General features: G+C 56.5%; 16 protein-coding genes. 13 read left to right on the top strand and 3 right to left on the bottom strand.

Going from position 1 to position 15,594, the window contains the following annotated elements:
- Positions 1 to 18 precede the first annotated feature (18 nt).
- Positions 19 to 780 (top strand): SDR family oxidoreductase, encoded by a 762-nt coding sequence (locus tag H573_RS0106535; RefSeq protein ID WP_027873562.1) that lies wholly within the window; start codon positions 19 to 21, stop codon positions 778 to 780.
- An 83-nt stretch (positions 781 to 863) separates the two neighbouring features.
- Positions 864 to 1,751 (top strand): AEC family transporter, encoded by an 888-nt coding sequence (locus H573_RS0106540; protein ID WP_036255978.1) that lies wholly within the window; start codon positions 864 to 866, stop codon positions 1,749 to 1,751.
- 34 nt (positions 1,752 to 1,785) lie between these two features.
- On the opposite strand, the gene H573_RS0106545 is transcribed toward H573_RS0106540, so the two are convergent.
- The gene (locus H573_RS0106545) at positions 1,786 to 2,571 is read right to left on the bottom strand and encodes an enoyl-CoA hydratase (RefSeq protein WP_027873564.1); all 786 of its coding nucleotides are present in this window, start codon (positions 2,569 to 2,571) and stop codon (positions 1,786 to 1,788) included.
- Positions 2,572 to 2,687: 116 nt separating this feature from the next.
- On the bottom strand, positions 2,688 to 3,173 hold the full coding sequence (locus H573_RS0106550; RefSeq protein WP_027873565.1) for a DUF3806 domain-containing protein: 486 nt from the start codon (positions 3,171 to 3,173) through the stop codon (positions 2,688 to 2,690).
- A gap of 184 nt (positions 3,174 to 3,357) precedes the next feature.
- Here H573_RS0106550 and dapA point away from each other — a divergent pair, with 184 nt between their 5' ends.
- The 6 genes from dapA (at position 3,358) to H573_RS0106585 (ending at position 8,139) form a co-directional block, all read left to right on the top strand.
- Positions 3,358 to 4,233, top strand: a complete 876-nt coding sequence (gene dapA, locus H573_RS0106560; RefSeq protein WP_027873567.1) for a 4-hydroxy-tetrahydrodipicolinate synthase — start codon at positions 3,358 to 3,360, stop codon at positions 4,231 to 4,233.
- A 28-nt stretch (positions 4,234 to 4,261) separates the two neighbouring features.
- Positions 4,262 to 5,281, top strand: a complete 1,020-nt coding sequence (bamC, locus tag H573_RS0106565) for an outer membrane protein assembly factor BamC (RefSeq protein WP_205618909.1) — start codon at positions 4,262 to 4,264, stop codon at positions 5,279 to 5,281.
- Positions 5,281 to 6,039 carry an MBL fold metallo-hydrolase gene (locus tag H573_RS0106570; protein ID WP_027873569.1) on the top strand — a complete coding sequence of 253 codons (759 nt, stop codon included), beginning with the start codon at positions 5,281 to 5,283 and terminating at the stop codon, positions 6,037 to 6,039. The genes bamC and H573_RS0106570 overlap by 1 nt, the downstream gene beginning before the upstream one ends.
- Positions 6,040 to 6,057: 18 nt before the next feature.
- Positions 6,058 to 6,777, top strand: coding sequence for a phosphoribosylaminoimidazolesuccinocarboxamide synthase (purC, locus tag H573_RS0106575; RefSeq protein ID WP_027873570.1), 720 nt, complete (start codon positions 6,058 to 6,060; stop codon positions 6,775 to 6,777).
- 161 nt (positions 6,778 to 6,938) lie between these two features.
- Positions 6,939 to 7,331, top strand: a complete 393-nt coding sequence (locus H573_RS0106580) for a putative signal transducing protein (RefSeq protein ID WP_027873571.1) — start codon at positions 6,939 to 6,941, stop codon at positions 7,329 to 7,331.
- Positions 7,332 to 7,440: 109 nt separating this feature from the next.
- Entirely contained in the window at positions 7,441 to 8,139 is a 699-nt protein-coding gene (locus H573_RS0106585) for a VIT1/CCC1 transporter family protein (RefSeq protein ID WP_027873572.1), read from the top strand.
- 47 nt (positions 8,140 to 8,186) lie between these two features.
- On the opposite strand, the gene H573_RS0106590 is transcribed toward H573_RS0106585, so the two are convergent.
- Positions 8,187 to 9,236, bottom strand: a complete 1,050-nt coding sequence (locus H573_RS0106590; protein ID WP_027873573.1) for an AraC family transcriptional regulator — start codon at positions 9,234 to 9,236, stop codon at positions 8,187 to 8,189.
- A gap of 230 nt (positions 9,237 to 9,466) precedes the next feature.
- Between H573_RS0106590 and H573_RS0106595 the strand changes: the two genes are divergently transcribed.
- From H573_RS0106595 to H573_RS0106615, 5 genes are all read left to right on the top strand, one after another.
- Positions 9,467 to 10,750, top strand: a complete 1,284-nt coding sequence (locus tag H573_RS0106595; protein ID WP_027873574.1) for a DSD1 family PLP-dependent enzyme — start codon at positions 9,467 to 9,469, stop codon at positions 10,748 to 10,750.
- Between the two features lie 40 nt (positions 10,751 to 10,790).
- Positions 10,791 to 11,156 carry a c-type cytochrome gene (locus tag H573_RS0106600; protein ID WP_027873575.1) on the top strand — a complete coding sequence of 122 codons (366 nt, stop codon included), beginning with the start codon at positions 10,791 to 10,793 and terminating at the stop codon, positions 11,154 to 11,156.
- A gap of 2 nt (positions 11,157 to 11,158) precedes the next feature.
- Positions 11,159 to 12,550 (top strand): D-arabinono-1,4-lactone oxidase, encoded by a 1,392-nt coding sequence (locus H573_RS0106605; protein ID WP_205618910.1) that lies wholly within the window; start codon positions 11,159 to 11,161, stop codon positions 12,548 to 12,550.
- A gap of 51 nt (positions 12,551 to 12,601) precedes the next feature.
- Positions 12,602 to 14,929, top strand: coding sequence for a TonB-dependent receptor (locus tag H573_RS17305; RefSeq protein ID WP_051171065.1), 2,328 nt, complete (start codon positions 12,602 to 12,604; stop codon positions 14,927 to 14,929).
- A 92-nt stretch (positions 14,930 to 15,021) separates the two neighbouring features.
- Positions 15,022 to 15,585, top strand: a complete 564-nt coding sequence (locus tag H573_RS0106615) for a Tll0287-like domain-containing protein (protein ID WP_027873577.1) — start codon at positions 15,022 to 15,024, stop codon at positions 15,583 to 15,585.
- Positions 15,586 to 15,594: the final 9 nt, after the last annotated feature.

Genomic DNA, 15,594 nt, shown 5'->3' on the forward strand with positions numbered 1-15,594 from the left:
AAAAATAGGAATAACATCATGGCAGTCTATGCAATGACAGGCGGTGCCACTGGCATCGGGGCAGCGATTCGCGAGCGGCTCTGCGACGCGGGGCATCGCGTTGTGTCGGTGGATTTACGCGATGCCGATATCTGTGCAGACCTGAGCGACTACAATGGCCGTCAGAGGGCTATCGATGGTATTCGCCAGCTTTGCCCGGAAGGCATAGATGGTTTTATCCCTTGCGCGGGTGTCGGACCATCGGTGAAGCCGCCGTCGCTGATTGCGCGCATCAATTATTTTGCGGCGGTCGCCGTGACCGAAGGCGTGCTGGACTTGCTGGAAGCACGTGGCGGCCGCGTGGTGATGATTGCGTCGAACTCCGCGCCGATGGTGCCTCTAAACGATTACGTCGAATTGCTCCTCGACGGCGAGGAGGAAGCGGCTTGCGAACTGGCCGATAGTCGCGATACCCATTCCGCCTATGCCGGTTCCAAGCACGCCATCTGCTGTTGGCTGCGTCGACGCAGTGGCGACTTGGCGCGACGTGGCATTCGCATCAATGCGGTTGCGCCGGGTATTGTGCAAACACCTCTGAGCGAAAAGGTGCTGGCCGATGCCGAGCTTGGTCAGGCAATGCGAGATTTTGGTGACAGTGTGCCCCTTGGGTGTATTGGTCAGCCTCAGCAAATTGCCGATGTGGTGAGCTTTTTACTCGGGCCGGGTGCCGACTACATGACTGGCGCTATTATTTTTGTCGATGGCGGACATGACGCCATGCTGCGCCCCGACAGTTTCTAGCTTTTTGCCATTTACCCTTGGCAGCGCGCATAATGCGGCCCCTGCGCTGTTAATGAACTGCTATACCTGCTGCTAGGGCCGCCATGCTTTCTGTTGTATCTCCCTTACTGCCGATAATGTTGCCGGTGCTGCTGTGCGCGGCCTTGGGTGTTGTTTGGGTGCGCTGCAAACAACCTTTCGACCAGGAATTTGTGCGTCGCATGGTGATGTGGGTCGGTGCTCCCGCGTTGATTGTGTCAACGCTCGGCAGCGTGGAGATTGCGCCGGCCGTGTTGTCGGAGGTGCTTGCTGCAAGTCTTTTAATGCTGGCCTGGACGGCGCTGCTCGGGGCGGCATTTTGCGCCCTTGCGGGGCTTTCCATACGCAACTTCTTGGTGCCGTTGTCCTTTGGTAATTTCGGCAATATGGGTTTGCCGATATGCCTGTTCGCCTTTGGTCAGCAGGGCCTGGCATTGGCGCTGGGGGTATTTTTAGCCACGATGGTTTGCCACTTTTCACTTGGCGTTGCGGTGCTAAATGGCTCAAATGCAGTGCGCGCGGTGCTGCGCTCCCCAATCATTTACGCAGGTGCCCTGGCGGCGTTACTGGTGTTTTGTGATTGGACGCTGCCCGCGACGGCAAGTAATACCCTGAGCATCCTCGGCGGCATGTCGATTCCATTAATGCTGATAACACTGGGTGTTTCTCTGGGGTCCCTGCGGGTTGCCGTGGCTGGGCGTGCGCTGGTCCTTGGCGTTGCTCGCTTGGCGCTGGGCTTAAGTGCAGGTTTTCTTACGGTGTGGTCGCTGGAGCTGGATGGGCTGGTACGCGAGGTCGTGTTGTTGCAGTCGGCAATGCCTGCGGCGGTGTTTAATTACCTGCTGGCGGTGCAATATCAGCGTGAGCCGGCCACGGTGGCGGGCATGGTGGTTAGCTCAACGCTGATAAGTTTTATCAGTATTCCGTTGCTGCTGCTTTACTTAAACGTCTGAGGCCAGTGATCTGCTGGGTCAGCGGTAAAGCACGCTAGCGCTGTTGGGCGCGGCCGCGGGCCATAACCTGCAAGCGCCGGGCTTCGACATCCTCGCTACTCACCTGTCGATTCCACTCACTGGATACGCGGTGCTCCAGCGTTAATGCCGATGCCAGTGTGTGTTTCGCGCCGTCGTCAATCAAATTGTGATAACGGCTAAGCATGCCGGGCTCTACAAAGGCAATATCTTCGGCCAGGGCGATCGCTTCGCTAAGCAGAGTGTCCTCGGGATACACTCGGTTAACAAGGCCCCATTCGGCAGCGGTGTCGGCGCTAATAAAGCGACCGCTCAGCGACATTTCTTTTGCGCGGGACAGGCCGATAATCCTCGACAGTTTCTGCGACAACCCCCAGCCCGGCATGATGCCCACTAGCGCATGGGTGTCGGCAAAGCGTGCCTGTTCAGAGGCGAGCAAAATATCGCAGGCCAGGGCGAGCTCGAAACCGCCAGTAATGGCAACGCCATTAATTGCGCCGATAACGGGCTTGCCGCATTCGGCGATGGCGGTTACCGGGTTGGACATCGGGTCTTGGTCGTTTGCCGCACTGAGGTCGTCTCCGGCGCCGAGTTCTTTTAGGTCTAGGCCAGCGGTAAAGGCTTTGTTGCCCGCGCCAGTGAGCACCACCGCGCGCACCGTGTCGTCGTCGCGGATGCGCCGCATCTGCTTGCATAGGGCGCTGCGCAGCTCGGCGCTGAGCGCATTCATCGCATCGGGGCGATTGAGTGTGACAACGGCAACGCCGTTTTCACGGCGTTCGAGTAATACCGTATCGCTCATGGACTGATCCTTATTATTTATATTGTTCAGCTGAGTTAAGTGTACTGCCGGAAAAAGGGCGAAGATAGCGCTTGGTTGCCCGTGTGGGGGCCGGTGGTCGGGCACCGGCTCGGCCGTCAGCGGACGATAATTTTTTTCTTAATGCGCTTAATTTCCTGTTCTAAGCGCTGGTAGATCGCTTGGACATCAACGTCGGCGCCCACCCGTACGCGACTAGAAATTTGCGTGACAGGAAACAAGAACTCATCCTTCGCGGGCACCTCCAGGGCGCGGCTGCGGCCTTTGGCATCGCTGTAGATTACCCATTTCAGGCCATTTTCCCGGCGCAGGTGCTCACCCAGAATAATACCCATTGCCTGCAGTTGTGCAGTTTCATCGGGTTTCACCAGCTTGCGGTCGAGAATGTCTTGAATCAGGCGGAGGTCGCTATCGCGGCCGTGACCAAAGTTACGCCCCATGGAAATTTGCACCAAGCTGTTGAGCTCTTGTCGGCGCTCTTCCATATAGCGCTGGTCCAGTGGTGTCAGAGGGTCGGTGCGCCACTGCGCGGCGCTGGCGACGGTGGTGACAAGCGCCAGCAGAATGGGCATGAGTATTTTCATTGTCGGTTCTCCTGACTTTGTTAATCAGCAATGGCTTCTCGCCATTATACGGCTTTGGACCGACCGATTGCGGCAATGTTTCTATTGCGGGCAGAGAATGTGCCGAGGCCGCGAAATCTCCCTTGAGCTGGGCCTCTCTGGCCAGTACCATTGGCGGCTTGCAGAAAATTCTGGAGATTCAGGCATGATTACCGGCAGCATTGTCGCCCTAGTTACCCCAATGCACAGCGATGGCAGCATCGACTGGCAGGCGCTGTCTCGCTTGATTGAATGGCACATTGATCAGGGTACCGATGGCATTGTGGCAGTGGGGACCAGCGGTGAGTCAGCGACCTTGGGTATGGATGAGCACAAAATGTTCATCAAAGCCTGTGTCGACCAGGTTGCCGGGCGTGTCAAAGTGGTTGCTGGCACGGGCGCAAACTCCACCAGCGAGGCGATTGAGCTTACGGAAGTGGCGCGGGAAGTCGGGGCCGATGCCTGCCTGTTGGTGACGCCATACTACAACAAGCCCACTCAGGAAGGGCTGTATCGTCACTATATGGCTATTGCCGATGCCGTTGATATTCCGCAAATTTTATACAACGTGCCGGGCCGCACCGCCTGCGATATGCAAAATGCGACCACGGTTCGACTGGCAGACCACCCGAATATTATTGCCATTAAAGATGCGACCGGCGATATTGCACGCGGCCGGGAACTGATTGACGCCGTGGGCGACAAAATAGACGTGTTGTCCGGTGATGATGCCACCGCTATGGAGCTGATGCTGCAGGGGGGTAAAGGCAATATTTCAGTTACCGCGAATGTTGCGCCAGCGGCCATGAAAGCGGTGTGTGACGCCGCGATGGCGGGAGATCGCGCAGCGGCTGAGGCAGCGAATGCGCCACTGCTGGCATTGCATGAGCGGCTGTTTGTTGAATCCAACCCTATTCCCGTTAAATGGGCCTTATATGCCATGGGCAAAATGGAAGAGGGCATCCGCCTGCCGTTGACCCCGTTAAGCGAGGGGGCTCAGCCTCAGGTACGCGAGGCCTTGGAACACGCCGGGCTACTGTAATCCGCCCCACAAGGGCGCTAACTAATAAGTGAAGAAACGAATGCGTTTTAGCTCCGTCCGTTATGCCGTTGTTATTTTGAGCCTGGTCGCGGTCAGCGCCTGTGGTGCGTTCCGCGACCGCTCCCACGACTATCGTCGCGCGCAACTCAGTGAAGCGCTGGTTCTGCCCGCTGGGGTGAGCGATGAAGCGCTCGACGACCTCTATGTGGTTCCCGGTATCCGCGACCACCAACCCCTGCCGGGCGAGTTCGAAGCGCCGCGCCCGGAACAGCTCACCAAGAACGTGGGCACGGCTGAGGTCAAAATTCAGCGCCTGGATGATGACCACTGGATTCTGCTAGACGGTGAGCCCGGCCAAGTGTGGCCGCGAGTGCGCGTTTTCCTGGATCGTGCGGGCGTGCAATTAGCCACTATCGATAACGAGCAGGGCATTCTCGAAACGCAGTGGCGCGACATTGAACAGGGCGCGCCCCAGGAGCGTTTTCGGCTGCGCTTGGAGCACGGCGTTCAAGTAGGGACCAGTGAAATTCATTTATTGGTACAACAGGGGGTTGCCAGCCAGCCCTGGCCTGCGCAGTCCACTGACCCTCAGCGTGAGCGGCAATTGGCGCGGGTACTCGCGCAATTTTTGGCGGATAGCGAAAATCAGGGGTCTGTTTCTATCCTTGCCAAACGCGGCAGCAAGAGCAAAGGAAAGATCTTTATTGAAGGCGAGGGCAACAATCGCTACCTGCGGCTTTTCCTGCCCTATGACCGGGCGTGGGCCGCATTGGGGCTGGCGTTGAACAAAGCGGGTTTTGAAATTGAAGACGAAGCGCCAGCGGTTAACAAATACTGGCTCAGTTACATCGACCCCGAAGACAAAGACGATGGTTGGTTGAGCGGCTTCTTCGGTGCCAATCGTGCCAAGCGTAGTCGTTACGTGGTGGAATTGAAGCCGGTCGCTGAAGGGCAGTCTGTGATCATTTTGAATTATCAAAAGGGACGTCGTTTGCGCAGTGAAGAACGGGAGATCCTGCTCAATCGGATTATGGGATACCTGCACTAATGCGTTTTGCCTCGCTCGGTAGTGGCAGTAAGGGCAACGCCACACTGATCGAGTCTGACGAGGCCTGCCTGCTGGTGGATTGCGGCTTCACGATTGCAGAGACTGAAAAGCGAATGGCCCGCCTGGGGCGTTCGCCCAGCGAATTGAGCGCAATATTGGTCACCCACGAACACAGTGATCATATCAAGGGTGTGCTGCCTCTGGCGCGAAAGTACGATCTGCCGGTGTACAGCAGTTTTGGCACCGCAGAATACAAGCAAATGAGAGCCTATAAACGCTGGCAGCAATTGTCCCTGGGCAAGCAAGCGGACATTGCCGGCATTGATGTTTCCCCGGTCGCGGTGCCGCACGATGCCCGTGAACCCTGTCAATTTGTGTTTCGTTACCAAAAAAAGACCTTCGGCTTACTCACGGACTTGGGTAGTATTACGCCCGTCGTGCAGGAACAGTACGCGCTGTGCGATGCCCTGTTGTTAGAGTGCAACCACGACATGCCGATGCTACAGCAGGGGCCGTATCCGCCATCACTAAAGCGGCGAGTGGGCGGCGATTGGGGGCATCTCAACAACATACAGGCGGCGCAGCTGTTAAGCCGTGTTGATGTTGCGCGCTTGCAGCATGTGGTGATGGCGCACTTGAGTGAACAGAACAACACTCCTGACCTGGCGAGGTCAGCGGTGGAACCTATTTTAGTGAACAGCGATGCATTGCTGTCTGCAGATCAACAAGCCGGTTTCGACTGGTTAGAAATCGCATAATAGCGAAAGAGGCAAACCATGGAAAAACGCGAGGAATTGTATTCGGGTAAAGCAAAGTCGGTATATAAAACCGACGATCCGGATCGCTTCATTCTCACCTTCAGAAATGACACCTCGGCGTTTGATGGCGTGAAGGTTGAGCAGCTTGACCGCAAGGGCATGGTCAATAACAAGTTCAATGCGTTCATCATGGAAAAGCTGCAGCAGGCGGGTGTGCCGACGCATTTTGAAGGCCTTCTCAATGACAGTGAGGCCTTGGTAAAGCGCCTTGATATGTTCCCCATTGAGTGCGTGGTGCGCAATATCGCTGCGGGTTCAATCGTCAAACGTCTGGGCGTTAAGGAAGGCTTGGAGCTCACGCCACCGACCTTTGAAACGTTTTTGAAAGACGACGCCCTGCACGACCCGATGATCAATGAGTCACATATCCGCAGTTTTGGCTGGGCGACCGACGAGCAGATGGCGCGGATGCGTGAGTTGACCTATCAGGTGAACGATATTCTCAAGGCACTGTTCCTGGATGCCGGCATGCTGCTGGTCGATTACAAGCTTGAGTTCGGCGTGTTTAGCGACGGTGAGATTTACCTGGGTGATGAGTTTTCACCTGATGGCTGCCGTATCTGGGACAAAGAGACTCGCGAAAAGCTCGACAAGGACCGCTTCCGTCAAGACCTTGGTAATGTCGTAGAATCTTACGAGCTGGTAGGTCGCCGTTTGGGCATGAATTTCGACGATTAAGTACCCCACCTTTCTGGCCTGCCTCGGGCAGGCCAAGCTCCCCCCCGATTTTGGCATTCAGCACAGGCGCGCTAGACTGTTAGCGATAACGTCGTCCCCTTATACCGGCGGTTGAGTTTCACTCTGAAGCGATGCAACCAGTAAATTGAGGAGTGTTGCCTGTGTTGGTCACAGTTGCCCGCTATTCCTTTCCCTGGGAAGCCCAGATAAATCGCGCTCGGCTGGAAGCCGAGGGGATTCCCACTTTTGTCGCCGATGAACAGACCATCAATATGCAGTGGCTCTACTCCGATGCCCTGGGGGGCGTGCGCTTGCAGGTGCCCTCCGCTTGCGAAGAACGTGCCCGAGAGTTACTAAGCGAAGATCGAAGTGAAGATCTGGAAACGTCGCAGGGCAGTGATGTGTCGCTGTGCCCAGTGTGTTGTGCTGAAATGCAATCTGAGCGGCGAGGTCGTCGCTGGGCCTTTCTCGTGTTCCTGGGCATTGATTTCCCCCTGTTCCCCACACGAAAAATATTGCGTTGTAGCCGCTGTGGTTATGAACAACGGTTATGAACAACCGAGCTGATTAATGCGGTAGAATTTGAGACAGAACTTTTGCGTTAGATTAACGCCGTTCTGACCGCTTAACGATAGTCTTGTGCACGCTTTGCAAAGGGTAGATATGGAGCATCGACACCACTACGAGCAGCATCGAATGGGCCGTATCGCATGGCTGCGCGCGGCGGTGCTCGGCGCAAATGACGGTATAGTCTCTACCTCCAGCTTGTTATTGGGTGTCGCTGCGGCGGGAGCAAGCGGTCATACCCTGTTGCTTACCGGCTTGGCTGGTGTGGTTTCCGGCGCGATGTCGATGGCCGCTGGCGAGTATGTGTCGGTGAGCTCTCAGGCCGATATAGAGCGTGCCGACATCGAGATTGAGCGGCGCGAGTTGGCAGAAAATCCAGTGCAGGAGCATGAAGAGCTGGCGCAGATATACATCCAGCGCGGCCTTGATGATGCGCTGGCAGAGCAAGTTGCCTCGCAGATGATGGACCACGATGCCCTGGCTGCGCACAGTCGCGACGAGCTCGGCTTATCGCCTTACCACCGGGCTAAACCGCTTCTCGCGGCGGTATCGTCCGCAGCCAGCTTTGCCTTGGGGGGCGCACTGCCGCTGGGTTTGGCGATTGCGCTGCCTCCGCCTCTGTTGCTCACCGTGATGCCGGTAGCAATTTTATTATTCTTGGCCCTGCTCGGTGGTACTGCTGCCTATGTGGGTGGAGCGCCAATTCGCGCAGCGGCCTTGCGAGTGACTTTCTGGGGAGCGCTGGCGATGGCTCTTACCGCTTTAGTGGGGCATTTAGTGGGTGTGGTTATCTAGAGATGAAAGTAGAGATCACGGCGCTCGGCATTACGCCAAGGCTATTTTTATCCTTGCGACAGAGAGCGGCGACTTTTCCCCGGTGACTCACCTGTCCAGCGGCGATAGGCGCGCTGGAATGCGCTTTGTTCTGAGAATCCCAGTAGTGCTGCCACGTCGGCCAGGCTCAGTTCCGGGTCGGCCATATACTGCTCGGCCAGGGTTTGACGCAATTCGTCGATCAATTGCCGGAAGCTCAATTCTTGCTCAGCGAGCAGGCGCCGCAGCTTGCGTGGGCTGACCCCCAGTTTCTGTGCGACTTGGCTTAGGTCAGGGGTGCCATTGTGCAACTGCTCGGCAATGCTGCGTTTGCAATCTTTCAGCCATTGCGGCGGTTGTGCCCGGCTTAGCTGTTTCAGTTGCTTTTCACAAATCTCGTCGAGCATGGCCAGCGCCTGAACATTGGCCATTTGAATTGGCAAATCCAGTGCCGCCTCCGGGAAGGCGAGGCTGTCGACGTCGGCATCGAAATATACCGGGCAGCCGAAGAAGCGTTGCAATTCTTCGCTGTCTTCGGGGACTGGATGCCGAAACCGTATCCACGTGGCGCGAATATCGCTGCCGGTAAACTGAGGGGCAAGGGTTTTGACAACGGCGAAGTTGAGCTCGGCATGGTGGTGGCTCAGGGCGATTGCCGGCGGCAGCAGACAATGCCAGCGCAGCACAACATCGCCGTTTTCGTGCACCACCTCGTCCCGGAAGGCGTCGTAGTCTAAACCTGAGTAGCGCACTAAGCGCTGTACTTGTTGTTCCACATTGGCGCAGGCGAACTGCGCCAGCGCGCCCACCCCCACATGTCCTGGCCGCACGAACTGGCCCATATGCAAGCCCAGGTGCGGGTCGCGCAACTGCGCTGCCGCACTGTCGAGCATGCTTGCATAACTGAGGTAGGGGATGCGTTCTTCGGGTTGTTCCAGCAGTTCAACAGGCAGGCCGTGGCTTTCAAGTAGCTGTGAGGCAGGCAGGCCGTTGGCGTCGCAGTAATCGGTGAGCAATCGCAGGAAGTGCACCGCAACGGTGTACTGCATTGCATCGTTGTCTGGGCTGGCCTTGGGCATGGTTTGGCGTGTGTGAACTGTGAATCGTTGCCTTAAGGTACTACAGTCCGGCGCGCTGATCATCTGCCAACCGTGGACAGTTGGGTCAATTCCCTGGCATTACGGTCAAGATGCCCTTGTCAGAGCGAGCTATGCTGTGCACTAACTACCCCTTGTGCAGCCAGCAACGGAGAGGCAATGATAATAATGAATACAGTGTGGACGTTAGGGCCATTTCAGGAGGGCAGGCTATGAAGCGCCGCCGGGTATTAGCGGCCGCTGGCGCCACAATGGCGGCAGGGCTGGGCGGCTTGTGGTTGCGCCCCGGTGACAACGGCGAGCCTTACAACGACTATTTTCGTCGCCTTAACGACGAGTTACAGCGCAATGGTCCTATGCGCCCGGTGATGGTGATAGACCTGGATCGCGTTGACTATAACCTGGCCTTGGTCACCGACAGTCTGGCTAAAACCGGCAAGCACTATCGCATTGTAGAAAAATCACTGCCCAGCATGAAGCTCCTTGACTATGTGTCAGCTAAGTCGGGAAGTAAGCGATTCATGAGTTTCCATCAACCCTTTTTAAATCACGATGCACGGAATATCCCCGACGCTGATCTACTGCTGGGCAAGCCATTGCCGGTTAAGTCGGCCGAGGAATTTTACGCGCGCCATCGCGGTACTTTTGACCCCTCTCGCCAGCTGCAGTGGTTAATAGATACCCCACAGCGTTTGCAACAATACCTGGAGTTGGCAAACCGTTTGGGCACCTCCATGTTGGTAAACGTTGAAATCGATGTTGGCCTTCACCGCGGTGGAGTTGATAGCGATGAGGCGCTGATCGCTATTCTCGACCTGATCCACGCTCACCCTCAGCAACTGACCTTTAGCGGCTTTATGGGTTACGACGCCCATGTTGGCGCGGGGGTGCCGGGTATTTTGGGCAGCCCCGAGGAGCTGCTCGATAAAGCCATGGCAGGCTATCAACACTATGTAGACCTCGCCAGGCAACGCTACCCGGCGATGTGGCAGGGCAGTCTTACTTTAAACACTGGCGGCAGTCCGAGTTATCGCCTGCACGAGCGAGAATCATTGAGTACCGAAGTGAGTGTGGGAACGGCGCTGCTCAAGCCCAGCCACTACGATCTTGCCACCCTGGAAGGGCATCGCCCCGCGGCGTTTATTGCCACGCCGGTGCTCAAGGCAGAGGGGCCAATTCGCCTGCCTGCACTGGACGATAAATCGGCTATTTTCTCGTGGTGGGATGTCAATCAGCGCCAGACCTATTTCGTTTACGGCGGCTATTGGCGCGCAGACTACGAAGCGCCGCAGGGGCTGCAGTTCAACGCTAACTTTGGCCACAGCGCCAACCAAGAGATCGTCAATGGCTCCCCGGCAACCAATTTGCGGGTGGATGACCACGTGTTCTTAAGGCCGATGATTAGCGAGAGTGTGCTACTTGAATTTGGCGATCTACTGGTACTGCGCGGTGGCAAAATCATCGACCAGTGGCCGGTAATGTCGCAAAACGTATGACGCGCTGGCGAGCGCCCCAGCGGACTAAGAGGAAAAAACAATGAAAAAACGTATCGCATTAGTGCTGCTTGCCGGTTTTTCCGGCCTGGTTGCCTGCAGTTCAGAAACGGGTGACAGTGCCGCCGAGGCAGCCGCACCGATTGCAGCGCTACAAATTAACGATCCGGTGTTGCGCCGTACCTACGAAAGCTCATGCATGAATTGCCACGGTGTTGCCGGTACCGGCGCGCCGATCAGTGGCGATGTTGAGGCCTGGGCGCCGCGATTGGCCAAGGGGATGGACACCCTGTTGGATCACAGCATAGATGGTTTTAATTCCATGCCGCCGATGGGCATGTGTCCCCAGTGCTCAGAGGATGACTTTGTCGCACTGATCGAACTGATGGCTGGTGTACAGGGAGAATAGTTGTGGCTGTTACTCGCAGAACCGTTCTTAAGCAACTCTCAACGGCCGCTGCCCTGGGTGCGGTGACAAGTTGGAGCCCGGTATCGGCCGCCGCGCGGCGTCGAAGACTGATTCCGTGGTCGAACTGGTCAGGTGGCCAGCGCTGCATTCCCGCGCAACGGGTCGCGCCCACCAGTGAAGCGGCCATTGCCGACTTGCTGGAAAACAGCCGTGGCGTGGTGCGGCCGGTTGGGGCCTCGCACTCCTTCTCTGCGCTGGTTCCGACCGATGGCACGCTGGTGTCGCTGGCGCAATTGACGGGCATGATCGGCCATAACCCTGACACCCTCGAAGCAGAATTTTGGGCGGGAACGCCCATGTCGCAGATGGGGCAGCCGCTGCATGAGGCGGGGCAGGCGCTGGTCAATATGGCGGATATTGACTACCAAACGCTGGCGGGAGCCATTGCGACATCTACCCATGGGACCGGTATCGACTACGGTTCTTATTCGGCGTATGTCAGCGGCCTGCGCTTGATTACCGCCAGTGGTGACGTACTCGATTGCGATGCGGAAAATAATCCCGAGATTTTCTCAGCCGCTCGCGTTTCGTTGGGGGCGTTGGGGGTAATTACCCGCATTCGCATGAAAAACCGGCAACCGTTCCGCGTGCATGAGCAAACCTGGGTGCAGGACACCAACGAACTGCTCGAAGATGTTGACCGCTTGCGCAGAGAGAATGATCGCTTTGAATTTATTCCCATACTGCATTCGGATGTTTCGCTGTGCGTGACACTAAACGAAACTAACGATCCGAAAACGCTGCCCAAGGAGGGCGGTGGTGATGGCGACAAAGTGGGCTTGTTGCGCAGTGTGCATAAATACGCGGGGAGCTTTCCTAACGCTCGGGCATCGCTGGTGAATACGCTGGCTAAGCAGATGGATTTTCCCGACGTGATCGACCAGTCATATAAGGTGTTTGCCAATGTGCGAGATCAGCGGTTTAACGAAATGGAATACACCGTGCCCGCCGAGGCCGGCCCGGATTGCTTGCGAGAAATCATGGCGCTGGTGCGCAAGAAGAACTTGAACAGCTTTTTGCCGCTGGAGTACCGCTATATCAAAGCCGATGATATACCGCTGTCAATGTTCAGCGGTCGCGATGGCTGTGCGATCTCTGTGCACCAGTCTTACGAGCTGGACTACCACAATTTCTTCGCCGCGGTTGAGCCCATATTTTGGAAGTATGAAGGCCGCCCGCACTGGGGGAAGCTGCATAGTCTGAATGCGGCGCAGCTTTCCAAGTTGTATCCCCAGTGGCAGGACTTTACGGCGCTGCGTGAAGAACTCGATCCCGACGGGCGCTTTTTGAATGGTCACCTGGCCTCTGTTTTTGGTACGCGAATGCGCAACTAATACGGCGTGCTAAACCGCTTTGCTAGCTGCTGCTAAATAAGGAAATTATTGATGAAATCCGCATTTATTCGCCCTCTGCTGTGTATGGTTGGCATTGCCGCCGCTGGCGCCGTGCAGGCTCAGTCGCGGGTCTTGGAAGAGGTGATTATCACCGCGCAAAAAACCGAGCAGAGTCTACAGGACGTGCCTATTTCGGTGACCGCTGTTGACGGCGAGTTTATGCAGGATGCCGCGATCGGCGATTTGCAGGAGCTGTCGGTGTTTGTTCCCAATGTTCGCATGGACGACAACGACCCCGGTTCTCCGCAGATTTTTATTCGCGGTTTCGGCACCAATACCTTTAATCCGAGTTTTGAAAGCTCCGTGGGGCTGGTTCAAGACGAGCTGTTTATGGGGCGGGCCGGTTATTTTACCGAAGGCATGTTTGATGTTGGCCGCGTTGAAGTATTGCGAGGCCCACAGGGCACGCTGTTTGGCAAAAATACCGTGTCTGGTGTTTTCAACGTTTTCAGCCGTCCCGTCACCGAGGCATTCAGCGCCAACGCCGAGCTGCGCGCAGGCGAGTTTGGTGAGCAGCGAGTTGAGGTGGGTGCAGGGGGCATGCTCAACGATTGGTTCGGCCTTCGTTTTGCCGCGATGGATACCCAGCGCGACGGCCAATTGCATAATCAGTTTAGCGGGCGCGACCAAGAGGCCTCAGAGCAGGATGCCCAGCGCTTGAAACTGCTATTTGTTCCCAGCGACGCGATGGAGATCGAGCTCATTGCGCTGGAGTCACAAACCGAAATGGCCTATTGGCCTAAGCAGCTAAAAGCGCTGGATGCGGATACGCGCGACTATCTGGCCGACTTTGATGCCAATATTGAAGATGACCCGGAAGACTTCACCACTAGCATGAACCGAGACGGCGAGCTGGAGAAAGGGTCAACAACATACAGCGCCAAGTTGTCATACAGCTTTGGCGAAGTTGGCGCATTGCGCGACTTGAATATGGTTGCCGTGTTGGGGCGCAGCGACTTTTTTGTTGAGCAAGACCAGGATATGGACGTTTCACCGGCAGATCTGCTCACCTTGTTTAACCGCGAGGACTACCGCCAGGACACCTTGGAATGGCGCTTTACGGGTAATGCCGAAAGCTTGTTTGGCTTGGGTAATGACTTGCAGTTTGTCGCCGGGTTGTTCTACTTCGAGTCGGACTACGAACTTAATGCCAAGCTTCAATTAGGGGATGATATAGGAAGCTGGCTGGGAACCAACGACGCCCAGCAAATGGCAGGCAGTGATGCGATCTTGCTGCCCGGGTTGCAGTTGCTCGCGCAAACAACCACCGATGATCATTTCCGTTTTCACTACTTGCAAAACACCGAGTCGCTGGCACTGTTTGGGCAATTCAGCTTGAGCCTAGGCGATAACTGGGTGGTGACACCGGGGCTGCGTTTTAACCGTGAAGACAAGCGCATTGACACCCTGGGAGAGTCGGCTTGCAGCAGTACCACTATGCTGCCCGCGTTGACCTGTGTCACGCCGCTGTTATTGGATACCCAGGACTACAACAAGCGTGGGCTAGAGCGGAACGAACGCGACGTGTCGCCCAAACTCTCGGTTATGTACTACCTGAGTGAAGAAACCAATGTCTTTGCAACCGTGAGTCGCGGTTTTAAAAGTGGCGGTTTTAACGCTATTTCTTTCACCGGTGAAGACATCGAATTCGATGACGAAAATGCAACCACGGCGGAGCTGGGAATCAAGGGGCGCTTCTTTGATCGCAGCCTCAGCGTGAATGCCACCCTGTACCGCACTGAGTTTGAAGACCTACAGGTCCTGGCATTTAATGGTGTGTTCTTCGACGTTAGCAATGCCGCTACGGCAACCTCGCAGGGCCTGGAGGTGGATTGGCAGTGGCTCACGCCTTGGGAGCCGCTATCAATGTCGGGGTCGTTGGGCTTACTTGATGCGCGCTACGACGAGTATCAAGGAGCACCTGCGCCGGTCACGGATGGCATTGATCAGCGCCAGGACCTCAGTGGCGAGCGCATCGCCTTTGCCCCCGAAGTGAGCGCGACACTTAGCCCCAGCCTGCACTTTACGCTGGGTGATGCCTTCAGTGTGAATATCGCGGCGGATATCATCCATCAAGGTGAGCAATACACCGATGTCGACCTCGATGACAACACCCGGGTACCTGCTAATACCAAGCTTAATTTGCGCCTGTCGCTTGCCAGCGCAGATGAGTGGTGGAGTGCCACCGTTGGTGTGAAGAATGCCAGCGATGAGCGCACTCAGAATCAGGTGATAGACTCGGTGCTGTTCCCGGGAACCTACTACGCTCAGCAAAACCCTGGGCGCCAGGTATACGGATCGCTGCGCTTTAACTGGTAGCACCTGCTCCGGCGCCACTGCGACGATATGTCCCGCCCACTTGCTCGCCTAAGCAGCGATAATGGTGGGGCATGTCAACTCGGAGCGCGTCTATGTCTGTTAACACACCCCTCATCGCCTTACTCGCTGGCTCTCTCGCCGTATCGGCCATCGCCGAGCCCCGGCCCAATGCTGCTGAAATGCAAGCGCAGGCCCTGCCTATCGTGAAACGCTTTGGTGCCACCTTGAAGCCGCAGTTGCAGGCAGCAGTGAAGTCGGGAGGCTTTGCCCATGCCATCAACGTGTGTGCGGATATCGCGCCGGCCATTGCCGCGCAGATTAGCCAGGACACGGGGTGGACAGTTAAGCGAGTCAGTCTCAAAGCGCGCAACCCCAATGCGGTGCCCGACGTCTATGAACGCGGCGTGCTCGAAGATTTTGAGCGGCGTAAGGCTGAGGGAGAGGCGGTCGCGGCGCTAAACGATGGCCAATGGCAGGATGGCCGCTATCGCTTTATGAAGGCGCAAGGCGTTGAAGGTTTGTGCCTGAATTGCCACGGCAGTAATTTGACACCGCCGGTAGTAAAAGCCTTGTCGCAGCGCTACCCCCAAGACCGTGCGACGGGCTATGCCGTGGGAGACATTCGCGGCGCGATCAGCCTGATCGCCCCAGAATAGGCGGGTGTT

Source organism: Neomelitea salexigens DSM 19753, from assembly GCF_000422345.1.
Classification (GTDB): Bacteria; Pseudomonadota; Gammaproteobacteria; order Pseudomonadales; family Spongiibacteraceae; genus Spongiibacter; species Spongiibacter marinus_A.